We start from the raw sequence: 22,342 nt of genomic DNA, 5'->3' as shown, positions 1-22,342 counted from the left end.
CATGAGCGAACAGCAGCCAATCACACAGCAATCCGAAATATGTCAGGTTCTGACGTGCCTGCCAGAAAAGTTTGTCGTGGACTTTGCCAACGGAATTGATGTTGCACGCGAGCGGCAGGCTTATCTCAAGGGGCGCACCGGCTTTGCTGCTCGTTTGTTCGATGGTTTTACCGGCCAAGGTGCCCGCCACCAAGCCGAAATCAATGCCAGCTTGACCGACGGTGTGGAAGGTGCGCTGAACTGGCTGAAAGATCTCAGCCAGTCGTTAGCCAGCAGTAATCTTGCCATTGCACGTGTCAACGATCGGGTCAATCACTTGAAACTGGATGTCGCCCGCATAGCGACCTATTCCATTGACACTCGCCGTCAGCTGGAAAACCTGGCTGACCGTTTGACCGAGCGCTGTGACAACCTGGACCAACAGGTTGCCCGCATTGATTTCGTGCAGCGAGTACAGCTACATCTGGACATGGTGTTCAACAAATGGGGGGCCGGACGATTCAACAGTTTCTCGCTTTCGGGTCGTTGCTATGCAGCTCTGGAAGAACTGCGTTGGGGCGCTTTTGGTGACTACTGTCGCCAGGCTACTGGGGATGATCGTCAGCGGTTGCTGGAGAATTTGTCCAACCGTGTCATCACTCACCTGGCCAACGACTGCAACGTGACGCGCAAAGAGCGTATCGCGACCCGTGAACGCTGGCTTGAGAAACCCGTGGGGCGGGACGTCTTGCCAGAGGCCAGCGAATCGTTGGCTTATCTGGGAGACGAACATGAGCCACAGAAGTCGCCTTTCGTATTCGCAGTATCGCAGGTGCCTGATGAGTTGCCGCTGCACCTTCCACGGCTCAACTCACCTGAGCGTATGAGCGAAGCGATGATCAGCGAGCTGTTCCTGGAGGTGGCTCATGTCTGAACATATGAAAGTAGGCTTGGTGCTCTCGGGCGGCGGAGCCAAAGGCGCGTACCAAGTGGGAGTCCTGAAGGCGCTGCGCGAAATGGGTACCCGAGTGGATGCCGTGTCCGGGGCGAGTATTGGCGCACTTAACGGGGCCATTCTGGCGTCGTCTCCCAGTTTTGAAACAGGTATTCAGCGTTTGGAAGAGTTGTGGGGCACGCTGGCTCAGCGCTCCCCGCTAGAGATGAACATTCCGGGTTATCTCAGCTTGCTGATCTCGGCCGGGATGAAATTCCACGGCGCCGGCACTGTCGATATTGTGGCTCGCTTGGCAAACCGTGCAGCTCAACGTTTCGGCTATTCGCTACCGAAAGGCTTCGACATTTTCGACACGGGTGTCTTGTGTGATAAACCGCTGCAAGCATTGATGGACCAGTACTTGGTCACTGATGATCTGGCCACCGGTTTGCCGCTCTACATCTCGGTTTACAAGAGCTTCGGCGGCTTGTATGACCTGCTCGCTGCTTTCCAAGCTGAATTTGGCTTTGCAGACACACCTGATTCCGAATTCTTGCATCTACAGTTACTGGCGCCTCAGATGCAAAAAGAGATTCTGCTCGCCTCTGCGGCCATCCCTTTGCTCTTCGCTCCGCGCCAGACCAATGGAACGCTCTACTCGGATGGCGGCCAAGGTGGCTGGCAATCCATGCAAGGCAACACACCTATCACGCCGCTACTGCAGGCCGGCTGCAATCTGGTGATTGTCACCCACTTGAGTGATGGCTCCCCATGGAGCCGCCAGGACTTCCCAGATGCCACCATCTTGGAAATTCGCCCTCAGGAAAGCCTGTCCCGAGCTTCGGGACCACTGGGTGGTAGCCGTGACTTGTTGGGCTTCGATAGCGACAAGATTCCGTCCTGGATCGAACAAGGCTACCGCGACACTCTGCATTGCGTAGGCCGAGTGATGAGTGCCGGAAAAGCCCGCCATGAGTTGCGACAGTCCGAGGCGCGTTTGGCGCAGAGTGAGAAAGGGAATGCGAGTGCAGACCAGGCACTGGCTGATGTGATGGCTCAGTTGAAGTAATGGGTGGGTTTACGATGAGCGTGGGTAAGCCAATAGATATCAAAGGTGATAATGACTTGTTGAGTTTGCTTCGACGAGCCGATCCTGATGAATTGGGAGTATTCGTCGACTACCTGACCGATAGTGAAAAGGGCCGTTTGTCATTATCCAATGATGTGTGTGCCACCCTGGTGGAAGCCAAGTCTGCACGCGTCTATCCAGAAGCGGTCATTCGCACGATGATTCGTGAGCTCCAACTCTTTGGCGGTAACAGTATCGTCAACCTCTTCCGCAGTGGAGGAGTGCAGTACAGCGAAATACTTTTCGATGTACTGGAGCATCTGAAGGGCTCGCGTGATGACGGAGACTCAGTCGCCGACATCGAAGTCAAGGTACTGAAAAAATTGTGGGGCCTCACATTGGAGGGTGTCCCACGGGAACAGAGGGCTGAACTACTGTGCAAATTTGCGTCGGTAAATGCTGCCAATGATCGCGGTTCCGATACTCTGAGCATGGCGCAATTGCTGTCCAACGCGATGGCGGCCAGTTCCTTCGGAATTGCCGGGGGTGCTGCAGCAGGCGTCGGATTTGCCTCCACACGCGCTGTCAGCACAATGCTAGGCCCAATCGGGCTCGCCTTGTCAGGCGTTTGGGGAACCTACAATCTGACTTCGGCCGCTTACCGGGTCACCGTGCCATGCGTTGTCCTGATTGCATACCTACGGCTAAGGCTCGACGCCTGAGGCCATTAATCTCAGATAGTGCATAAAAAAATATCCGCGCATTTGCGCGGATAATTGTGCTGGATACTGGCACGGGATGGAGAACACTGACTTCGTCTGGAGGATGAAATCTAGGCCTCTTCACCCTCATGAGATGCTTCCCGCTGAATTTGCGTGTATCCGATAAACTGCTTCAACGCCCAACGTGCTTGCGCAAACTTGATAAAGCGCTGCTCTTGTCGATCATTCAGCTCCTTATGAAGGTCATGGTAGAAATTGATCGTGCGCTTTCTTCCCTCGAAATCATCGATCAGCAACCGCGTATCAGTAGCCATTTTGCGGACTTGATGCAGTTCGGTAGGCGGCTCATCCCCCTGCCCTTCGCAGTAACGCGGCAATTTTTCTTCCAGATCATCATTGGCCCCCTGGATATTGAGGCGCAGCTCCAACAAGACAAAGTTACCCAGCCGACGACGCTGATACTTGTCTTGCTTACGGACATTCCCTCCTTCTCGGTTTCTATTTTCAGTGGCCCAGAGGTGTTCTACAGAGTAATAGTCGGAGGTCTTGCCCTCAGAAACCCCGAGCAAGATCTTGTCAATCTGGATCGTCTTTCGCGGCTGGAGCTTCGCTTCATAATTCATGAGGAAGTATCGCAAGCCGCTCCACTTGTAAAAATCATCAGGGCTTTCCGGATCAAGCGAGAATGATTTTTCGAAGCGGTGATCCGCCGCTAGCCAATAGGTAAAGCCAACGAGCCGGTACTCCAATGCATCTTCATCGGTTTCCAACCGAGTGCGCCCCACCTTTAACTCGTCAGGTGGGATCGAGGCCAGCAGCTTGCTGTGGTAAAACTGTGCGGCATACCAAAAAAGGTCGCCCTGCCCGGTGTCGTTGCGCGACGTCATATTACGCGCCATGTAGACCCTGAAATTGAGGATTTCAAGCAACCGAAGCAATTTGTGCAGGCGCACACCCGAACCTTTCAGTTTGATCACCATGGCCAGAAACAGCGGCATGATCGACGCGTGACGTGCCTGCGCTCGGATTTGATCAAGGAGTACAACGGTCTCAGGCTCCAGATCAGTGTGATCACGCCCGTACAGACGCTGATACCAGAGCGCGGCAGTTTTCATGAACTGGACAAACTCAGCTATTTTTCTGATAACCGGATCGCGCTGCGAATCACCAACCAGGCAACTGTCGAGGTTGACGCGTTTCTTGAGCTCTTCGTAGCCATTTTGGCTATCTGTCTTGTTCAGCTTGAAATGCACGACTAGGCAATAACGAAGGAAAGCACTTTCTTCGACTGCTGATGTTTTGCCAGCGATATTCAGGGCCCTCAGTATTTCCGACCAATCCTCGTCGATGCTATCCCGGAGCGAAGCTGCAGAAAGTTTGACGCAGCAGTAGATCAAATAGTTTTTAACCTTCTCCAGCTCACTAAGCGATTTGCCCCTGTTATTGATGACCTCAAACATGATCCCTGTTTCGGCATCTTCCTCAGGCGCAAACACCAGAAACCCAAGCCGGCGCTCAAGAACTGACCGTATGCGTTGCGGCTCAATGCCTTGAGCGCTTTTATCTTCCAACCATTTTCTAATCGTGTCTTTGGCGATTAGCAAACGCTTATGCGCCACCAGTTTAACCGGGCTGTTGTCAACGCTGCCCTCCCCCATCACCACACGTTCGAAGAATAATCGCGTGTCGGAGTTCAACCGCAGAACAGCACGCTCGTTACCCAATTCGCCGCGGCGTAAATACAACGCCGAAAATGCAGCGCGATCTTCGACCGGTAGAAAATTACCAAGCTGGGATAAGAAAATAGCAAGTGTGGTTAACCGCTGCTGACCATCCACGACGCTTAAAGCGTTGCCCGTTGCATGTGTCGGTCGACTGAGAACAAGCGTGCCGGTGTAATGACGCAATGTGGCACCATCCAGCATCAGATGATCGATATCCTTGAGCAGATCGTCGACCTGCTTTTTGTCCCAGGCGTATCCGCGCTGATAATCTGGGATGGTGAAAAACCGGTCCGTAAAAATACCCGGCAGCGTTAGCAGCTGAGCGCCAAATCCTTGGGTGGTCATTGCAGAGTTTCGCTCCGTGAATGGCGTGGGCATGCGCAGTCTTCCAGCTAGTGAGTCGCGCACATTCGAATTACGGCGGATACTAGCACTTTGCCAGAACGCATGACATGCGCCATCAAAGACAAGGCTCAGGCCGTTGTTAGCTGATTGGTCACACCGCGGATTTGGTGCAGACCTCCAGCGGGGTTAACGGACGAGATAACAAGACTCCGACAAGAGCGGCAAATACCAGCGCGGCAATACCTGCGGTTAGTAATACAGCTGCAAAACCGCCAAGAAACGCCTGCCGAGCTAGGGGAGCCACAGTTTCCCGTAAGCCGGGCTCCAGTAAAGCCAACGCCGACTGCAAATCACCTGCGGCAACCCGCGAGGCCATTGCGGCAACCGGCTCCAAAATCCCAGGCGCCATGGAAGCCACGGCCTCACGCAGCAACTGCCCACTGCGTGCAGCCAACACACCCCCGAGCACACCAATCGCCAACACAATCCCCCCAAACCGCGTAGTCGTACTCAACCCAGAAGCCATCCCGGTACGCTCCCGCGGCACACAAGCCATGATGTTCTTCTGCGTATCTCCATTGAGCAGCCCAGCCCCCGCGCCCAACACCAGGCTGGCCAGGGCAAACGCCACATACCCGCCAATCCCGACAGCCCAGGCGCACAGCAGATTCCCCACCCCCACCAGCACCAGCCCCAGGGCAAACACCTGCGCCGGGCTCAAACGCACAGCCAACCGCATCCCCCACCGCGGCGTCAGTAACATCGCCACGGCAAACGGCAACATCCCCGCCCCGGCCGCCAGCGCCGACAGTTGCAGCCCGTTCTGCAGATACAACGGCAACAACGTCATCATCACTTGCGCACAAGCGGCGTAGGCGAACATCCCCAGCAAGGCCCCAATGAAGCGCCCGCTGCGCATGAGCTGCAGGTCGATCATCGGCCGTTCCTGGCTGCGTTCGACCATGATGAACAGGCCGAACAGGAACGCGCTGATCAGCAAACGACCTAGCGTATCGACGCTGGTCCAGCCAACCTGGTTGGCCTCGATCATCGCCCAGATCAAACAGCCCAGGCTGCCAGCGAAGGTCAGGCTGCCCATCGGGTCGAGCCGGGCGGCATCGCTGTCGCGGGACTCTTCGATACTGCGCAGCACCATCAGCGCCAGCACCGCCACCAGCGGCAGGTTGATGTAGAAGATCCAGCGCCAGCCGAGGGTGCTGGCGATCACGCCGCCGAGCAGTGGCGCGAAGGTGATGGTCGCGCCCATGCAGGCGCCCCAGAATGCCCAGGCGCGCATGCGTTCCTGGGGTTCGTGGAAGCGGTGGCCGATGGCGGCCAAGGCTGAGGTCAGCAGCATTGCCGCGCCCACGCCTTTGGCCGCGCGGGCCAGGTCGAGGAACAGCAAGGTGGGGGCAGCGCCGCAGGCCAGTGAGGCAATGGCGAACACGGCCAGGCCGATCAGCAGCATACGCTGACGGCCGAAGCGGTCGGCCAGGCTGCCGGCGGGCAGCAGGCAGGCGGCAAAGGCCAGCAGGTAGGCGCTGACCACCCATTCGATATCGGCGAACGAGCCGGACAGGTCGCGGGCGATGCTGGGCAGGCTGACGGCGACGATGTTGGTGTCGAGGATGATCAGGGCGCAGACCAGGGAGGCGGTGAGCAGGGTGAAGCGTGCTGAGGGCATGGATGGCTCCGGTGAGTGAGCTGGTTGGCTGGTCTGTGGGATCGCCGGGGCTGCATTGCAGCCCTTTCCGACCGGTCCGGCGCCCCCGGCAACGCCGCTCCTGCAAGGGAACGCATAGCTTGTGGGCGCTGGCTTGCCGGCGATAGGCCGCGCAGCGGTACCCTGCCTGTTGGACTCACCTTAATGCCAGCAGCCCCGAAGCTTGTTAGCCTCAAGGGACCGCGTCATTAGCTTGCAGGTAACACCGCATGGAAATCCGTCACTTCCGCTACTTCCTCTGCGTCGCCCGCCACGGTCACTTCACCCGTGCCGCCGAGCAGCTGGGCATCGCCCCGCCCACGCTCAGCCGGCAGATCCAGGACATGGAGCGCGAGCTGGGCGTGCGGCTGTTCGAACGCAATCAGCGCGAAGTGAACCTCACCGCCGCCGGGCAGGCGTTGCTGATCGAAGCCGAGCAGGCAGTGCGCCAGTTCGATGCCGCGCAGTTGGGCGCGCAGCGTGCCGGGCGCGGGGAAAGCGGGCGCATCGAGCTGGGCTACGTGGCGTCGGCGGCATACTCGGGCATGCTGCAGCGGCAGGTGATCAGCTTCAGCGATGCACACCCCGGTGTGCGCCTGAACATCCGTGAACTGCCCATGGTCGAGTTGCCGGGCATGGTGCGTGATGGCCTGCTCGACCTGGCCTATGTGCGCTCGCCGATGGAGTTGCCAGAAGAACTCGAAGCCATCGCCCTGCATCAGGAAGGCTTCGTGCTCGCCCTGCCCGCCAGCTCACGGATCAACGAACTGGCGCAGATTCCGGCCGCGCGCCTGGCCAACGAGACCTTCATCCTGCCGGAGCAGATTTCCGGCACGCTGGAGGCGGCGGCGCAGGGTGGTTTCGTCCCGCAGCTCGGGCCACAACCGGGCAGCCTGGTGGCGGTGATTACCTTGGTGTCGCTGGGGCAAGGGATCGCAGTCGTGCCGGAGTCGGTGGTGCAGCGCATCAGCCTGCCGCAAGTGAACTACCGGCGGATTGCCGATTGCCAGCCCAGCTCGTGGTTGAGCCTGGTTTACCGGCGCTTCGAGAAAGCGCCGGCGGTGAACAGGTACATCGAGATGGTGGGCGATTAGTGGCCGAACAATTTGTCTCACGACTGGTGAGACTTTTATCTGCTGCATGGTGTTCGCCGTGATGTTTTCAGCGCCTGCCAGATCGAGCGCCGCCCGCGCGGCGCATCGCGGATAAATCCGCTCCTACATCTGTTGCAACGTGCCGAACCTGTAACGCCATGGTTGTCAGCCCTGGCACATGACTTGAGTCCTACAGGGCGGTTGACAACCATGGCCTCACAGGCATGGCCACGTTGCAACAGATGTAGGAGCGGATTTATCCGCGATGCGCCGCGGGGCGGCGCTCGATCTACCAGGCGCTGAAACCATCACGTCGAAAAACAAAAAAACAAGGGCACCCATCCACGGGTGCCCTCGCCCTTGTTGCAAGGTGAACTCAATCACCCTATCGACCGCGCCCCCACCGTTTGCGCATGGCCCCGCGAGGTCACGATCCCCAGGAAGGAAATCACGATCGCCAGGCCCAAGGTCGAACTCACTTCCGCCCGGTGCTCAGGCGTGTACATCATCACCGCCAGTGCACCGGCGATGAAGATGATCACCGCCCAGGTCAGGTACGGGAACAGCCACATGCGGAACTTCAGCTCGGTGTTCTCGCGCTCCAGGCGGCGGCGCATGCGCAGCTGCGAGATGGCGATGACCATGTACACCAGCAGCGCGATGGCACCGGAGCTGGCCAGCAGGAACTCGAACACGCCCTTGGGTGCGAAGTAGTTGAGGATGGCGATGGCGGCGCCGATCAGGGTGCTACCGAACACCGCGGCGCGTGGCACGCCGACCTTGGAGGTCTTGTTGAGGAACGCCGGTGCGTCGCCGCGTTTGGCCAGCGAATACATCATCCGCGAAGCGATGTAGATCGACGAGTTCATGCAGCTGGTCACTGCCACCAGCACCACCAGGTCGACCATGAAGGCGGCGTTGGGGATGTTCATGATTTCCAGTGCGCGCTGGTACGAGCCCACCACCGCCAGCTGCGGGTCGTTCCACGGCACCACCGAGATGATCACGAAGATCGACAGGATGTAGAAAGTGCTGATCCGCCAGATCACCGAGCGGGTGGCCTTGGCGATGTTGCGCGAAGGGTCGCTGGATTCGGAGGCGGCGATGGTCACGGCCTCGGTGCCGATGAAGCTGAACATCACGGTGATGAACGCACCGATGACTGCAGACCAGCCCTTGGGCGCAAAGCCGCCATGCTCGGCGATCAAACCGTTCAAGCCACTGACCTCACGGTTCGGCAGCCAGCCCATCAGCGCTGCAAAGCCCAGGCCGATAAAGCCGAGAATCGCCGTGACCTTGAGGATGGCGAACCAGAACTCGAACTCGCCGTACTTGGCCACGCTGAACAGGTTGGTGCCCGCCAGCAACAGCACCGAGGCGAGGGCAAAGATCCAGCTGGGGATATCGGGGAACCAGGCGTTGAGCACATGCCCCGCCGCCAGTGCCTCGATGGGAATCACCAGCACCCAGAACCACCAGTACAACCAGCCGATGGTATAGCCGGCCCAGCGGCCGATGGCCTGGTCAGCATAGGTGGAGAACGATCCAGTGTCCGGATGCGCCACGGCCATTTCGCCGAGCATGCGCATGACCAGCACCACCAAGGTCCCGGCCACGAAGTACGAAATAATGGTGGCTGGCCCGGCCGCCGCGATGGCGTGCCCTGAGCCTACGAAAAGTCCTGCGCCGATGATGCCGGCGATGGACAGCATCGTTACATGACGTGGCTTGAAACCTTGTGCAAGGTTGCCATCAGATCCCACGGTGTTCATTGATGTTGTTCTCTTTTTGCTGACACAAGGAAGGACGGGCAGGCGTAGGCGAAAATATCTCCTTTCAAATCAATAAGTCGACATGTTGCTGGCGGTCTGTTGTTGATCTTTGGCACGCGTCACAGAGCAAGATGCCGGTGTGGTTCGGGCTTCATTTAAGCCCCGCGAGGCTGTGGGAAATTACACGAGAACGCCTCGGAACTGTTCGATCACGACAGCGCATTTCCAGAAACGCCAGATGTCGCGAATGGCATATCCGATTACGCCAGCGGGGCATTTGAAGCTTTTGTTTTTCATCTGGATGTGTGTCGCCAGGCCCGGCCTCTTCGCGGGCAAGTCGGGGCGCCGAACCGCCGCTCCCACAGGATCACCACCGTGACACAAACAAAAAAGCCCCGGTCTCCCGGGGCCTCTGTTGCTCAGGCGTCTGCCTACGCCTGCCCAGTGCGCTCGAAGCGCGTGGCCAGCAACAGGTAAGCGAAGATTCCCAGCACGCCATGGGCGGCCACGAACCAGAGTGCGTTGTGGAACGAGCCGGTGCTGGCGACCACGTAACCGATCACCAACGGGGTGACGATGCCGGCGATGTTGCCGATACCGTTGAACACGCCGCCGCAAAGGCCGACCATCTTTTTCGGTGCCACATCCGACAGCACCGCCCAGCCCACCGCCGCCAGGCCTTTGCCGAAGAAGGCCAGGGTCATCAGGGCGATCACCGCCGCGTTGCCATCCACATAGTTGGCCAGCACCAGGCTGGTGGACAGTGCCATGCCGATCACGAATGGCGTCTTGCGTGCCTTGGACGGGTGCACGCCGCGGCGGATCAGGCAGTCCGAAACGAAGCCACCGAGAATGCCGCCGGTGAAGCCACAGATGGCCGGCAGCGCGGCGACCCAGCCGGCTTCCATGATGGTCATGCCACGGCCCTTGATCAGGTAGATCGGGAACCAGGTGATGAAAAAGTAGGTGAGCGCGGTGATGCAGTACTGGCCCAGGTACACCGCCCACAGGTTGCGGCTGGTGAACAGCTGGGCGATCTCGGCGCGGGTCGGTTTGCTCTTGGCCGTCTTGCGTTCCTGCTCCAGGTCGACCAGGGCACCGCCTTCGCGCATGTAGTCGAGCTCTTCGCGGCTCAGCCCCGGTGCGCTGTGCGGTTCGTGATAAAGACGGAACCACACTACGCTCAGCACCAACCCCAGCACGCCCATCCAGATGAACACCTGCTCCCAGCTCAAGGTGTGGGTCATCCACGCCATCAGCGGGGCAAACACCACCACCGCCATGTACTGCGCCGAGTTGAACAAGGCTGACGCCGTGCCGCGTTCACGGGTGGGGAACCAGCAGCTGACGATACGCGAGTTGGCCGGGAATGCCGGTGACTCCACCAGGCCGAGCATGAAGCGCATGGAGAACAGCGCCACCGCCGCCGACACCCCGGCCAGGCCCAGCCAGCCAACCGTGCCCTGCAGCAGGGTGAACAGTGACCAGAGGATCAGGCTGATGCCATAGACCCGGCGCGCACCGAACCGGTCGAGCAGCCAGCCACCGGGGACCTGGCCCAGGGCGTAGGCCCAAGCGAAGGCCGAGAAGATCATGCCCAGCATCACCGGGTCGAGGCCCAGGTCTTTCAGTACCTCGGTGCCGGTGATCGACAAGGTGGCGCGGTCGGCGTAGTTGATGACGGTGATGACGAAGATCAGCGCCAGGACCAGGAAGCGATGGCGGCCGACCCCGGCCACGGCCTGCGGTGCGGCGACGGCGGATTTGCTGTTCATGTGGACCCTCTTGCTTCTCGGTGGAAGCGATTGTTTTTGTACAGAGAAGGTGTGGCCCTTTGGGGCCTTGTGTTGCCTGTGCAGGCCTCTTCGCGGGTGAACCCGCTCCCACAAGGTCATCCACAGTTTTCAGCACCTGTGGAGAACCCTGTGGGAGCGGCTTTAGCCGCGAAAGGGCCCTAAAGGTCGATCACCCGATTCGGCGGCACCTCGCCCCTGAAACAGGCTTCAAGGTTGTTCAACACCATGCGCCCCATCTCCAACCGGGTCTGCAGCGTGGCGCTACCTCGATGCGGCTGCAGGCTGACCTGGTTCAGATCACGCAACGCCGGCGGCACATACGGCTCGTCGACAAACACATCCAGCCCGGCCCCGGCGATGTGCTGTTCCCGCAACGCCTCGACCAGCGCGTCCTCGTCAACCAACTTGCCGCGCGCCACATTGACCAGGTACCCCTCCGGCCCCAGTGCATCAAGCACCTCGGCCGTCACCAGCACCTGGCCGCCATCGGCAGAAGCCGCCACCACCAGTACATCCACCGAGCGCGCCAGCTCGACCAGATTGGCCTCGTAGCGATAACCCGTTTCTGGCTGCTCGCGCCGCCCGTTGTAGGCAATGCGCATGTCGAATGCAGCGGCACGCCGGGCGATGGCCTTGCCCACCTCGCCAAGCCCGACGATACCCAGTTCAATGCCGCTGACCTTGCGCGCCAGTGGCAGGTTGACCGTGCCCCACAAACCGTCGCGCACCAGCCGCTCACCCTCGCCCAGGCGGCGCAGGGTACTGATGATCAGGCCCATCGCCAGGTCAGCCACATCCGCGGTGAGCACACCCGGTGTGGTGGTGACATGGATACCGCGGCTGGCCGCGTGGCGCAGGTCCACGGCGTCGGTGCCGATACCGCTGATGGCGATGATCTCAAGGCTGGGCAACTGGTCCATCAGCGCGTTCGACAAGCCCTTGGCACCGCCGGTGACTACAGCGCGAATGCGCGGGCCAACCTCGGCGAGCAGCTGTTGCGGGTGGTCATGCTGATACAGCCGATGCACCTGGTAGGCACTGACCAGCTGGGCATCGATGGCCTCGGGGACGGGCTGGGTCAGCAGCACGTCGATGGCGTTGTTGTTCATCCTGGGCATCCGGCAGTTCGAAGACATGACTCGATGCTAGGCCCGCATTTGATACAGGTCTAATATAGATAGTGGATCGAATAATTCAGGAATTGAATCATGGAGCTGCATCAGTTGCGCTGCTTCGTCGCGGTCGCCGAAGAGCTGCATTTCGGCCGCGCCGCCACCCGCCTGCACATGACACAGCCGCCGCTGAGCCGTCAGATACAGCTGCTGGAACACGCCCTTGGGGTACTGTTGCTGGAGCGCAACAACCGTCAGGCACGCCTGACCCTGGCCGGGCAAAGCTTTCTTGAAGATGCCCGGCGTATCCTGCAAGTCGCCGAATCGGCCAGCCAGTCGGCGCGGCGTATCGCCCATGGCGAAGCGGGCCGCCTGACCCTGGGTTTCACCGCTGTCGGCGCCTACAGCATGATCCCGCGTTTGCTGGTGCATGCCGGGCAGACCCTGCCGGACATCGAACTGGTGCTCAGCGAACGCGTGTCCTCCACCCAGGTGCATGACCTGGAGGCCGGCCTGATCGATGTTGGCCTGGTGCGCCAGGTGCTGCCCAGTGCGCGCGTGGAATACCTGCCGGTCCACCGCGAAGCGTTCGTCGCCGCCCTGCCCGCCGGGCATGCGCTGGCGGCGCGCGAGCGGCTCAGGCCCAGCGATTTCGATGGGCAGCCGTTCGTGATGTACAGCGCTAACGAAGGGCGCTATTTCCATGACCGCATTGCCAATCTGTTTGCCCGGCATGGGGTGCAGCCGCGGTATCTGCATCAGCTGGGGCAGACGCATTCGATCCTGGGCCTGGTCAATGTCGGGCTGGGTTGCGCGGTGGTGCCGGCTTCGGCGCAGGCATTGCGCCTGGAGCAGGTGGTGTTCAAGCCGTTGGTGGGGATCGAGCAGCAGGCGGAGATCTTTCTGGCGTTCTGCCGGGATAACCCGAACCCGGTGCTCGGGGGTTTTGTGGAGATGGCGCGGGCATTCTTCGAGCCTGAATGACCCGAGCTGCACTGCTTTTTGTAGGAGCGGCCTTGCGTCACGAAAGGGCTGCGAAGCAGCCCCAGCAATTCATGCATCTGCGCTGACATCCTGAGGCTGCTTTGCAGCCCTTTCGCGACACGAGGCCGCTCCTACAAGTGCTGACAAGCTATGCCTTAACGCACCAGGCAAGGCCGCTTGTTATCGAAGCTCCAGCCCGGAATCAGGAACTGCATCGCCACGCTGTCATCCCGCGCCCCCAGCCCCATGTTGCGGTAGCATTCATGGGCCTTGGCCAGCTGGTCTTCATCCAGTTCCACCCCCAGCCCCGGCCGCGCCGGCACCCGCACATGGCCATCGACGATGCGCAGCGGCTCACGGGTCAAGCGCTGGCCGTCCTGCCAGATCCAGTGGGTATCGATGGCCGTGATTTCACCCGGCGCCGCCGCCGCCACCTGGGTGAACATCGCCAGCGAAATGTCGAAGTGGTTGTTCGAATGCGAGCCCCAGGTCAGGCCCCAGTCGTTGCACATCTGCGCCACCCGCACCGAACCCTGCAAGGTCCAGAAGTGCGGGTCGGCCAAGGGGATGTCCACCGACTGCAGCTGGATCGCATGGCCCATCTGCCGCCAGTCGGTGGCGATCATGTTGGTGGCCGTCGGCAAGCCGGTGGCTCGGCGGAACTCGGCCATCACTTCACGCCCCGAGTAGCCGTTCTCGGCACCGCACGGGTCTTCGGCATAAGCCAGCACAGCGTGCTTGTCGCGGCACAGGGCGATGGCCTCCTTCAGCGACCAGGCGCCGTTCGGGTCGAGGGTAATGCGCGCTTCGGGGAAGCGCTCGGCCAGGGCCGTCACTGCTTCCATTTCCTCCTCGCCACGCAGCACGCCGCCCTTGAGCTTGAAGTCGCTGAAGCCATAGCGCTGCTTGGCGGCTTCGGCCAGGCGCACGACGGCTTCCGGGGTCAGGGCCTTTTCGTGGCGCAGGCGGAACCACTCATCATCGGCATCGGCTTCGTTGCGGTAGGCCAGGTCGGTCTGCTGGCGGTCACCAATGTAGAACAGGTAACCCAGCATCTTCACCGCCTCACGCTGCTGGCCCTCGCCCAGCAGTGCCGCCATCGGCACGTTGAGGTGTTGGCCGAGCAGGTCGAGCAGCGCCGCCTCGATAGCCGTCACCGCATGCACGGTGATGCGCAGGTCGAAAGTCTGCAGGCCGCGGCCGGCGGAGTCGCGGTTGGCGAAAGTCTGGCGCATGGCATTGAGCACGCGCTGGTAATGGCCAATCGGTTGGCCGACCACCAGGCTGCGGGCGTCTTCCAGGGTCTGGCGGATCTTCTCGCCACCGGGCACTTCGCCAAGGCCCGTGTTACCGGCACTGTCGCGCAGCACCACGACGTTGCGAGTGAAGTACGGGCCGTGGGCGCCACTGAGGTTGAGCAGCATGCTGTCGTGGCCTGCCACTGGGATCACGCGCAGCTCGGTGACAACCGGGGTGCTGGTGTGAACGGCGGGATTGGTCTGCATATTCATGGTTGTTGTCTCGCAGTCATCAGTGGGTCTGGCCCAGGGCCGAAGGGGCCTTGAGGTCGTCAGAAGGAGCGCCCTTCGGGCGAATGCGTACGAAGAAGATGGCGATGGCCGCCAGCACCGAGGTCACGGCCAGGCCATACAGCCCGCCCTGGATCGACCCGGTCTGCTGCTCGAGCAGGCCGAATGTAGTGGGGGCGACGAAGCCGCCGAGGTTGCCGACCGAGTTGATCAAGGCGATCACTGCCGCCGCGATGCGGGCGTCCAGGTAGCCCTGCGGGATCGGCCAGAACAGCGACGAGGCCGACTTGAAGCCGATGGCGGCGAAGCACACCGCGACAAAGGCGAACACCGGGCCGCCGGTGGTGGACATGAACATGCCGATGGCAGCGACCACCAGGGCGCCGGCCACCCAGGCCTGCTGGAACTTCCAGCGCGTGGAACCGGCGGCGAAGGCATACATGGCAATGATCGAGATCAGCCATGGGATCGAGTTGAAGAAGCCGACCTGCAGGTCGCTGAGATCGCCCATACGCTTGATGATGCTCGGCAGCCAGAAGGTGGCAGCGTAGATGGTCAGCTGGATGCAGAAGTAGATGAGGCAGAACAGCACGATCTGGCGGTCCTTGAGCAGGCTCCAGGTCGAAGGCTTCACCGCGCCGACGGCTTCGCGCTCACGCTGCTCACGGTCGATGGTGGCGACCAGCGCGTCCTGCTCGGCCTGGCTCAGCCACTTGGCATCCTGCGGTTTGGAGTCGAGCCAGAAGAACACGAAGAAGCACAGGGTCACCGAGGCCATGCCTTCGATGAACAGCATCCACTGCCAGCCATGCAGGCCCAGGCCCTGGATCTGCATCAGTGCGCCGGCCAGCGGCCCGGAAATCAACGACGCCAGGGCGGACCCGCTGAGGAAAATGGCAATCGCCTTGCCGCGTTCGGCGGCCGGCAGCCAGCGGGTGAAGTAATAGATCACGCCGGGGAAGAAACCCGCCTCGGCAACACCCAGCAGAAAGCGCAGCACGTAGAACTGGGTTTCGTTCTGCACGAAAGCCATGGCGGTCGCCACCAGGCCCCAGGTGAACATGATGCGGGTCAGCCACAACCGCGCGCCGACCTTTTGCAACAGCATGTTCGAGGGCACTTCGAACAGCGCATAGCCGATGAAGAACAGCCCGGCGCCGAAACCAAAGGCGGCGGCACTGATGCCCAGGTCGCTTTCCAGGTGCGGGCGGACGAAGCCGATGTTGACGCGGTCGAGGTAGTTGACGATGAACATGATGACGAACAGCGGCAGTACGTGGCGCTTGACCTTGGCCACGGCACTGGCCAACGCGTCGCCTTCATGCCGGGCAGACGGAGCGAGGGTGTCGTTCACTTGTGGATCTCCCACTAATTGTTTTTGTGCGGGTCGAAGTTGTCTGACATGACAGTGGCACGGAGCATATGCGCAGCGAGGTTGTACGACAAGACGGTAAATGTCGCTTAAACAGCAAAATACAAGCTGATAGATGGCAATATTGTGTCGATCATGATGAAAACGCTTTTAACAGCCCTGTACCGTGCAAAGAAAAAACAGGCAAAAAAAATTTTTGGTGATTAACTTGTCGTACAAGCAGCCTTGACCCGGAAACCTCATGAATACTTCCCCAGCCAAACGCAGCCACAGCCGCGCCCACGACCTGGTGTCGAGCCTGACTCAGCAGATTCTGCTGGGCACCTTCAAGCCGGGGGACAAGCTGCCGTCAGAGAACACCCTGGTGCGCGAGCATGGCGTCAGCCGCACCGTGGTCCGCGAAGCGCTGTCAAAGTTGCAGGCCTCAGGCCTGGTGGAGCCGCGCCATGGCATCGGCACGTTCGTGATGGAACGCCAGGGCCAGGCGGGTTTGCGCGTGGGGGCAGAGAACGCCGCAAGCGTGCGTGACCTGCTTGAGCTGCGCATCGGCCTGGAAGGCCAGGCGGCCGCCCTCGCCGCCGTGCGCCGCAGTGACGAGCACCTGGCACGCATGCGCAAGGCGCTGGATGACTATCAAGACCTGGCGGCAGCCGGGGACAGCTGCATCGAGGCGGACCGGCGCTTTCACCTGTTGATCGCCGAGGCCACCGGCAACCTGTATTTCAGCGAGATGATGGCGCAGCTGGGCAATGGCCTGATCCCGCGTAACCGCATGGCCCTGGCCGAACGCGCCGGGGCCAGGCTGGCGCGGCATGCGTACCTGGCCAACCTCGAGCACGAGGCGGTCCTCAATGCCATCCGCCGGCAGGACCCGGATGCGGCTCGGGCAGCAATCTGCCTGCACCTGTCCAACAGCCGGGATCGATTGTTGCCGGACTGATAACTGACAGGTATTGCGCTTTCCCTTGTGGGAGCGGGTTACCAGGTCAGGCAGATCTTGCCGAAATGCCGGTTGCTCTCCTGATAGCGGAACGCATCGACGATCTGCTCCAACTCGAAATGCTTGTCCACCACAGGCCGCAAGCCATTGGCATCGATCGCCCGCACCATCGCCTGCTGCTGCGCACGGCTGCCCACCAGCACGCCTTGCAGGCGGACCTGCCGCACCAGTGCCTGCACCAGCGGCAGCTGCCCGGCCACGCCGGTGAGGATACCAATCAGCGAAACATGCCCGCCGATACGCGCGGCGATCATCGACTGCTCCAGGGTCGCCGGGCCACCCACTTCGATCACATGATCGACGCCGCGATTGCCGGTAAGCTCACGCGCCTTGTCGCCCCAGGCCGGGGTGCTCTTGTAGTTGATCAGGTGGTCGGCGCCGAGCGCTTTCAGGCGTTCGAGCTTGGCGTCGCTGGACGACGTGGCAATGACCGTCGCCCCCGCCAACTTGGCGAACTGCAGGGCGAAGATCGACACGCCGCCGGTGCCCTGCACCAGCACCGTGTCGCCGGGCTTGAGGTGGTCATCACTCATCAACGCACGCCAGGCGGTGAGGCCCGCCGTGGTCAGGGTGGCTGCCTCGGCGTGGCTGAAGCCTTGGGGCGCCAGGGTGAAGGAGGTAGCCGGCGCGGTTACCTGTTCGCGGGCGTAGCCATCGATGCCGTCGCCAGGCACCTGGGCAAAGCCTTCGACATTGGCCTGACCGTCGAGCCAGTCGGGGAAGAAGGTGCTGACAACGTTATCGCCTACCTTGAACTCGCTGACGCCTGCACCGACCGCGACCACTTCACCGGCACCGTCGGCCATGGGGATACGCCGCTCGGTCGGGCCCCACATGCCGCTGACCACGGCGAAGTCATGATAATTGAGGGAGCTGGCGTGCAGGCGCACAGTGATTTCACCGGCCTTGGGTGCGAGGGCTTCACGGGTGCCGACTTCGACCTTGTCGTAGCCGCCGCCGGGTTGCACATAGATGGCCTTGCTGGTCATGACTGGGCTCCATTCAGAGAAAGACTGGGGTTCAGCATAGCCAGTGTCGGCCCTTTCGCGGGTAAACCCGCTCCCACAGGTATCGCACAGCAATCAGGCCTGCAGCGCTCCTGTGGGAGCGGGTCTACCCGCGAACAGGCCCCCACAGGCGACACATGAGTCAGCCCAAAAGCACCCGCAATGCCCGGCAATCGGCAGCATGCCAATCCACCAGCTCAGGCCACGGGTTGTCCGGCAAATTCACCAGCACCGTGCGCGCGCCAGCGGCCCGCCCACAGTCCAGGTCAAAGCGGTAGTCCCCGACCATCACCAGCTCGCTGGGCGCCACGCCCCAGGCACTGGCAATCTTCAACAGCCCATCCGGGCTGGGCTTGGGCTCAGCCTCATCGCGCCCGAGAATATGCTCGACCTGGAAACAGTCGGCCAGGCCGATGGCCTCCAGCGTCACATGCGCCAGCTCCCGCGCATTGCGGGTCAGGATGCCCAGGCGGCAACCGCGCCCGGCCAGCTCACGCACCAGCTCCACCGCCCCGGTGGCCGCTGTCGAGGCTATTGCCAGGTCGCGCTCGTGCTCCAGCAGCCAGGCATGTTTGGCTGCCGATTCCGCTGCCGGCAGCGCTGCCAGGTGGGTAAGAATGTCGTGCTCGGCCGGGATGTCCAGCGCCACACGGATGGCAGCGAAATCGTGCACCGCTACAGTCAGGGTGCCGTCCATGTCGAACACCCAGTTGCGGACTTGGCCCAGGCTCATGCCCAGTCCTTGCGGTGGCGAATCAGCCCTTCCTGGGTCGACGACGCCACCAACTGGCCGGCGCGGTTGAAGATGCTGCCGCGGCAGAAACCACGGGCATTGCCGGCCCACGGGCTGTCGGTGGCATACAGCAGCCACTCATCCGCACGCAGGTTGCGGTGGAACCACAGCGAGTGGTCGAGGCTGGCGATCTGCATGTCACGCTGCCACACCGACTTGCCATGGGGCAGCAGCGACGTGGTCAGCAGGCCGAAGTCGGAGGCGTAGGCCAGCAGGTACTTGTGCAGTGCAGGTACGTCAGGGAGTGTACCGTCGGCGCGGAACCAGGCGTACTTCACCGGGTCGCCGGGCTGGGGGTTGAACGGGTCGCGCTCGGTCACCGGGCGAATCTCGATCGGCTTGGCGCACAGCACCTTGTCGCGGATGCGTTCGGGCAGCTTGTCAGCATGGGCGCTGGCCAGCTCGACTTCGGTGGGGAGGTTTTCCGGGCCGACCACGTCGGGCATCTGCACCTGGTGCTCGAAGCCTTCCTCGTCGTACTGGAACGATGCGCTGCAGGTGAAGATCGGCTGGCCCTTCTGGATCGCCGTCACCCGCCGGGTACTGAAGCTGCCGCCGTCGCGCACGCGGTCGACCGAGTACACCACCGGCAAACTGGCATCGCCCGGGCGCAGGAAGTAACCGTGCAGCGAATGCACGTGGCGCGCATCTTCGACCGTCTGGCTGGCGGCCGACAGCGACTGGCCCAGCACCTGGCCACCGTACAACTGGCGGAAGCCCAGGTCCTGGCTGCGGCCACGGAACAGGTTCTCCTCGATTGATTCGAGGCTCAACAGGTCGACCAGGTCGTCCAACACATGACTCATCGGGGGTTCTCCTAGCAAGGCATCACAGCTCTACGGCGCTCTCAGGTGGGAAATGATACAGGGTTTGCCATTGACGCCGTGCATGGCGGCTCATTCAGTGCGCAGGGTCTGTTCCCAATGTGCGCGGTCGATGCGGTACAGCACATGGGGGCGCAACGGGTGGCCGATGGGCAGGCGGGGGTGGTCGAAGCTGCCATTGACGTCCTGGACCATGCCAATGGCCTGCATGACTTTCTGCGACGGCAAGTTGCTCTCACTAGTGAACGACACCACCTCCTCCACGCGCAATTGGGCGAAAGCACAACGCAGGCAGGTCCACGCCGCCTCGCTCGCAAACCCCAGGCCCCAGTGGCGCCGCGCCAGGCGCCAGCCGATCTCTACGGCGGGGGCGAACGGCGCGTCGAAATTGACATTGAGCAGCCCCGTCATGCCGATGAACGCCCCGCTGTCCTTGCGCTCCAGAGCCCACAGGCCAAAACCGTACTCATTGAAGTGCCCACGGATCCTGCCAATCAGCGCCGCGGCCTCCAGCCGTGTCATCGGCGCCGGGAAATAGCGCATCACCTGCGGGTCGGCACACATCGCGGCGAACTCGCGCAGGTCGTCATCGTGCCATTGGCGCAGCACCAGGCGTGCGCTTTCCAGGTGAAGGATGGGGGTCATGGGGCGAGCTCCGGTTGTGCGGTGGGGCATTTAACAGCGTAGGCGCGGCCAGGTTTTTCACGCAACCGGCAGCGCCCAGAATGCAATTTTCACAACCCCTTCACCGGCCCCCGACAGACGGCTGCGCACACTGCCCCAATCCACCGCCGCGCCATTGGAGTGACGCATGCAACCTGGCAACACCTTGGGCCATCCCGCCATTCACGCCCGTCGCAAGCGACGCATGTCACGCAAAGCCTTCGGTGCCGCATTTGGCTTGTGCATGGTCATCGCGGCTGTGACCACCTGGCTGGCAACGAGGACCCATATCGTGGACCTTGGCAATGAGCAACAGTTGAGCGAAAGCGGCCTGCTGCAGGACTGGGCCGACGGTGCGGTGATCGTGATGATCCGCCATGCCGAGCGTTGCGACAGCGCGCCCGGCCCGTGCCTGAACGACCCCACCGGCATCACCGTGGCCGGCAGCGAGGCCGCCACGCGCGTAGGCCAAGGGTTGAAGCAACTGGGCCTGAGCAATGCCGATTTGCTCGCCAGCCCTAAAGTGCGCACCCAGCAAACTGCGCACTTCATCCTTGGCCAGAGCGTACCCAGCGAAGCCTGGCTGGAAAGCTGCGACAACCAATTCGCCAGCGAAGCGCTGGCACGCAAGCGTGCAGGGCACAACCTTGTGCTGGTGACCCACAATGGCTGCATCGACCATTTCGCCCGCCAGCAGCGCGTGGCCGGTGGTGAACGCGAGAGCAATTTCGCCAGCGCACTGTTCGTCTCGGTGGACGCCAACGGCAAGGCGCGGATCCTTGGCCGCTTGAACGAGCCGGACTGGCAACGCGTATTGGCCAGCGCAGGGAAATAACTGGCAAGATCAGCGCTGGCCCCGATTGCGAACTCCCCATGCCGTTGCCGCTGATCTACCACGAAGACTACAGCCCGGAATTCCCCGCCGAGCACCGCTTTCCGATGGACAAGTTCCGCCTGCTGCGCGACCACCTGGTGGGCAGCGGGCTGACCACCGACCAAGCCCTGCTGCGCCCGGACATCTGCCCCAACGATATCCTCGCCCTGGCCCATGACCGCAGCTACATCGAGCGCTACATGAACGGCGAACTGTCCCGCGAGGACCAGCGCCGCCTCGGCCTGCCCTGGAGCGAGGCCCTGGCGCGGCGTACCGTGCGTGCGGTGGGCGGCTCGCTGTTGACCGCCGAGATGGCGCTGCAGCACGGCATCGCTTGCCACCTGGCCGGCGGCACCCACCACGCCCACCATGACCACCCGGCCGGCTTCTGCATCTTCAATGACCTGGCAGTGATCAGCCGCTACCTGCTTGAAGCCGGCCGTGTGCACCGGGTGCTGATCTTCGACTGTGATGTGCACCAGGGCGACGGCACTGCGCGCATCCTCCACGACACCCCGGACGCCATCACCGTATCGCTGCATTGCGAGCAGAACTTCCCGGCACGCAAGGCCCACAGTGACTGGGACATCCCCCTGCCACGCGGCATGGGCGACACGGCTTACCTTAAGGTTGTGGAAGATGCGCTGAACTACCTGCTGCCGCTCTATCAACCCGATCTGGTGCTGTACGACGCCGGGGTCGATGTGCACAAGGACGATGCCCTGGGTTACCTGCAACTCACCGACCAGGGTCTGGCAGCGCGTGACGAAATGGTGATGCGCCACTGCCTGGGCCGCGATATCCCTGTAGTCGGCGTGATCGGTGGTGGCTATAGCAAGGACCGCGAAGCCTTGGCCAAGCGCCACGGCATTCTTCACCACAGTGCGGCACGGGTCATGGGTTGTTCACAATGACTGTGGAACCGCTTGTGGATAACCTGCGGGAAAGACGCTGCAGCCCTTTGCCAGCCTGGCCTGCAGAACACTGATCATTTTTTGTACAGTACTTCTGCCGGCCCTGCTGCGCTAGAATGGGCGGCCTTTTCCA

Annotated in this window: 19 protein-coding genes; 8 read left to right on the top strand and 11 right to left on the bottom strand. The window is 61.7% G+C overall.

Going from position 1 to position 22,342, the window contains the following annotated elements:
* Position 1 precedes the first annotated feature (1 nt).
* From APH27_RS05435 to APH27_RS05425, 3 genes are read left to right on the top strand one after another with little or no spacing between them, the layout of a single operon-like run.
* Positions 2–913 carry a diguanylate cyclase regulator RdcB family protein gene (locus APH27_RS05435; RefSeq protein WP_060484209.1) on the top strand — a complete coding sequence of 304 codons (912 nt, stop codon included), beginning with the start codon at positions 2–4 and terminating at the stop codon, positions 911–913.
* Positions 906–1,982 (top strand): patatin-like phospholipase family protein, encoded by a 1,077-nt coding sequence (locus APH27_RS05430; protein ID WP_060484208.1) that lies wholly within the window; start codon positions 906–908, stop codon positions 1,980–1,982. Before APH27_RS05435 ends, APH27_RS05430 begins: the two co-directional genes overlap by 8 nt.
* A gap of 14 nt (positions 1,983–1,996) precedes the next feature.
* Positions 1,997–2,704, top strand: a complete 708-nt coding sequence (locus tag APH27_RS05425; protein ID WP_156335849.1) for a hypothetical protein — start codon at positions 1,997–1,999, stop codon at positions 2,702–2,704.
* Between the two features lie 110 nt (positions 2,705–2,814).
* Here the strand turns inward: APH27_RS05425 and APH27_RS05420 are convergent, their stop codons facing one another.
* The gene (locus APH27_RS05420) at positions 2,815–4,806 is read right to left on the bottom strand and encodes a DUF262 domain-containing protein (protein WP_256250551.1); all 1,992 of its coding nucleotides are present in this window, start codon (positions 4,804–4,806) and stop codon (positions 2,815–2,817) included.
* 118 nt (positions 4,807–4,924) lie between these two features.
* Positions 4,925–6,457, bottom strand: a complete 1,533-nt coding sequence (locus APH27_RS05415; protein WP_060484206.1) for an MFS transporter — start codon at positions 6,455–6,457, stop codon at positions 4,925–4,927.
* A gap of 248 nt (positions 6,458–6,705) precedes the next feature.
* Here APH27_RS05415 and APH27_RS05410 point away from each other — a divergent pair, with 248 nt between their 5' ends.
* Positions 6,706–7,569, top strand: coding sequence for a LysR family transcriptional regulator (locus tag APH27_RS05410; RefSeq protein ID WP_027917722.1), 864 nt, complete (start codon positions 6,706–6,708; stop codon positions 7,567–7,569).
* 380 nt (positions 7,570–7,949) lie between these two features.
* On the opposite strand, the gene gabP is transcribed toward APH27_RS05410, so the two are convergent.
* The 3 genes from gabP to APH27_RS05395 all read right to left on the bottom strand — a co-directional run bounded on the left by gabP (position 7,950) and on the right by APH27_RS05395 (position 12,246).
* The gene (gene gabP, locus APH27_RS05405; RefSeq protein WP_027917723.1) at positions 7,950–9,341 is read right to left on the bottom strand and encodes a GABA permease; all 1,392 of its coding nucleotides are present in this window, start codon (positions 9,339–9,341) and stop codon (positions 7,950–7,952) included.
* Positions 9,342–9,772: 431 nt separating this feature from the next.
* The gene (locus APH27_RS05400) at positions 9,773–11,116 is read right to left on the bottom strand and encodes an MFS transporter (protein WP_060484205.1); all 1,344 of its coding nucleotides are present in this window, start codon (positions 11,114–11,116) and stop codon (positions 9,773–9,775) included.
* Positions 11,117–11,295: 179 nt separating this feature from the next.
* Positions 11,296–12,246 (bottom strand): 2-hydroxyacid dehydrogenase, encoded by a 951-nt coding sequence (locus tag APH27_RS05395; RefSeq protein WP_060484204.1) that lies wholly within the window; start codon positions 12,244–12,246, stop codon positions 11,296–11,298.
* Positions 12,247–12,345: 99 nt separating this feature from the next.
* On the opposite strand from APH27_RS05395, the gene APH27_RS05390 reads away from it, so the two are divergent.
* On the top strand, positions 12,346–13,233 hold the full coding sequence (locus APH27_RS05390) for a LysR substrate-binding domain-containing protein (protein WP_027917726.1): 888 nt from the start codon (positions 12,346–12,348) through the stop codon (positions 13,231–13,233).
* A 155-nt stretch (positions 13,234–13,388) separates the two neighbouring features.
* Here APH27_RS05390 and gudD read toward each other — a convergent pair whose 3' ends face one another.
* Both gudD and APH27_RS05380 read right to left on the bottom strand, forming a co-directional pair.
* Positions 13,389–14,744: a glucarate dehydratase gene (gene gudD, locus APH27_RS05385; RefSeq protein WP_060484203.1), complete on the bottom strand. Its 1,356-nt coding sequence runs from the start codon at positions 14,742–14,744 to the stop codon at positions 13,389–13,391.
* A 19-nt stretch (positions 14,745–14,763) separates the two neighbouring features.
* Positions 14,764–16,116 carry an MFS transporter gene (locus tag APH27_RS05380; RefSeq protein ID WP_027917728.1) on the bottom strand — a complete coding sequence of 451 codons (1,353 nt, stop codon included), beginning with the start codon at positions 16,114–16,116 and terminating at the stop codon, positions 14,764–14,766.
* Between the two features lie 259 nt (positions 16,117–16,375).
* Between APH27_RS05380 and APH27_RS05375 the strand changes: the two genes are divergently transcribed.
* Positions 16,376–17,074: a FadR/GntR family transcriptional regulator gene (locus APH27_RS05375; RefSeq protein WP_027917729.1), complete on the top strand. Its 699-nt coding sequence runs from the start codon at positions 16,376–16,378 to the stop codon at positions 17,072–17,074.
* Between the two features lie 38 nt (positions 17,075–17,112).
* On the opposite strand, the gene APH27_RS05370 is transcribed toward APH27_RS05375, so the two are convergent.
* The 4 genes from APH27_RS05370 to APH27_RS05355 form a co-directional block, all read right to left on the bottom strand.
* Positions 17,113–18,123 (bottom strand): NAD(P)-dependent alcohol dehydrogenase, encoded by a 1,011-nt coding sequence (locus APH27_RS05370; protein ID WP_060484202.1) that lies wholly within the window; start codon positions 18,121–18,123, stop codon positions 17,113–17,115.
* Between the two features lie 160 nt (positions 18,124–18,283).
* Positions 18,284–18,874, bottom strand: coding sequence for an HAD family hydrolase (locus APH27_RS05365; protein ID WP_027917731.1), 591 nt, complete (start codon positions 18,872–18,874; stop codon positions 18,284–18,286).
* On the bottom strand, positions 18,871–19,740 hold the full coding sequence (gene tesB / locus APH27_RS05360; protein ID WP_027917732.1) for an acyl-CoA thioesterase II: 870 nt from the start codon (positions 19,738–19,740) through the stop codon (positions 18,871–18,873). Before tesB ends, APH27_RS05365 begins: the two co-directional genes overlap by 4 nt.
* Before the next feature lie 90 nt (positions 19,741–19,830).
* The gene (locus APH27_RS05355; protein WP_054883940.1) at positions 19,831–20,403 is read right to left on the bottom strand and encodes a GNAT family N-acetyltransferase; all 573 of its coding nucleotides are present in this window, start codon (positions 20,401–20,403) and stop codon (positions 19,831–19,833) included.
* A 166-nt stretch (positions 20,404–20,569) separates the two neighbouring features.
* Here APH27_RS05355 and APH27_RS05350 point away from each other — a divergent pair, with 166 nt between their 5' ends.
* Complete coding sequence (locus APH27_RS05350; RefSeq protein WP_027917734.1) at positions 20,570–21,256, top strand: Ais protein; 687 nt, start codon at positions 20,570–20,572, stop codon at positions 21,254–21,256.
* Between the two features lie 38 nt (positions 21,257–21,294).
* Positions 21,295–22,209: a histone deacetylase gene (locus APH27_RS05345; protein ID WP_060484201.1), complete on the top strand. Its 915-nt coding sequence runs from the start codon at positions 21,295–21,297 to the stop codon at positions 22,207–22,209.
* Positions 22,210–22,342 lie beyond the last annotated feature (133 nt).

This window comes from Pseudomonas sp. NBRC 111123 (assembly GCF_001320205.1).
Classification (GTDB): domain Bacteria; phylum Pseudomonadota; class Gammaproteobacteria; order Pseudomonadales; family Pseudomonadaceae; genus Aquipseudomonas; species Aquipseudomonas putida_J.
The sequence above is the reverse complement of the archived record's forward strand: the minus strand, read 5'-3'. Positions and strand labels throughout refer to the sequence as shown.

Coding starts and splice junctions, on each gene's coding strand:
- gabP (WP_027917723.1), bottom strand. CDS start 9,341: ATGAACACCGTGGGATCTGATGGCAACCTTGCACAAGGTTTCAAGCCA.
- APH27_RS05370 (WP_060484202.1), bottom strand. CDS start 18,123: ATGACCAGCAAGGCCATCTATGTGCAACCCGGCGGCGGCTACGACAAG.
- APH27_RS05410 (WP_027917722.1), top strand. CDS start 6,706: ATGGAAATCCGTCACTTCCGCTACTTCCTCTGCGTCGCCCGCCACGGT.
- APH27_RS05395 (WP_060484204.1), bottom strand. CDS start 12,246: ATGAACAACAACGCCATCGACGTGCTGCTGACCCAGCCCGTCCCCGAG.
- APH27_RS05375 (WP_027917729.1), top strand. CDS start 16,376: ATGAATACTTCCCCAGCCAAACGCAGCCACAGCCGCGCCCACGACCTG.
- APH27_RS05415 (WP_060484206.1), bottom strand. CDS start 6,457: ATGCCCTCAGCACGCTTCACCCTGCTCACCGCCTCCCTGGTCTGCGCC.
- APH27_RS05365 (WP_027917731.1), bottom strand. CDS start 18,874: ATGAGCCTGGGCCAAGTCCGCAACTGGGTGTTCGACATGGACGGCACC.
- APH27_RS05435 (WP_060484209.1), top strand. CDS start 2: ATGAGCGAACAGCAGCCAATCACACAGCAATCCGAAATATGTCAGGTT.
- APH27_RS05355 (WP_054883940.1), bottom strand. CDS start 20,403: ATGACCCCCATCCTTCACCTGGAAAGCGCACGCCTGGTGCTGCGCCAA.
- APH27_RS05430 (WP_060484208.1), top strand. CDS start 906: ATGTCTGAACATATGAAAGTAGGCTTGGTGCTCTCGGGCGGCGGAGCC.
- APH27_RS05425 (WP_156335849.1), top strand. CDS start 1,997: ATGAGCGTGGGTAAGCCAATAGATATCAAAGGTGATAATGACTTGTTG.
- APH27_RS05390 (WP_027917726.1), top strand. CDS start 12,346: ATGGAGCTGCATCAGTTGCGCTGCTTCGTCGCGGTCGCCGAAGAGCTG.
- gudD (WP_060484203.1), bottom strand. CDS start 14,744: ATGAATATGCAGACCAATCCCGCCGTTCACACCAGCACCCCGGTTGTC.
- APH27_RS05420 (WP_256250551.1), bottom strand. CDS start 4,806: ATGCCCACGCCATTCACGGAGCGAAACTCTGCAATGACCACCCAAGGA.
- APH27_RS05400 (WP_060484205.1), bottom strand. CDS start 11,116: ATGAACAGCAAATCCGCCGTCGCCGCACCGCAGGCCGTGGCCGGGGTC.
- APH27_RS05350 (WP_027917734.1), top strand. CDS start 20,570: ATGCAACCTGGCAACACCTTGGGCCATCCCGCCATTCACGCCCGTCGC.
- APH27_RS05345 (WP_060484201.1), top strand. CDS start 21,295: ATGCCGTTGCCGCTGATCTACCACGAAGACTACAGCCCGGAATTCCCC.
- tesB (WP_027917732.1), bottom strand. CDS start 19,740: ATGAGTCATGTGTTGGACGACCTGGTCGACCTGTTGAGCCTCGAATCA.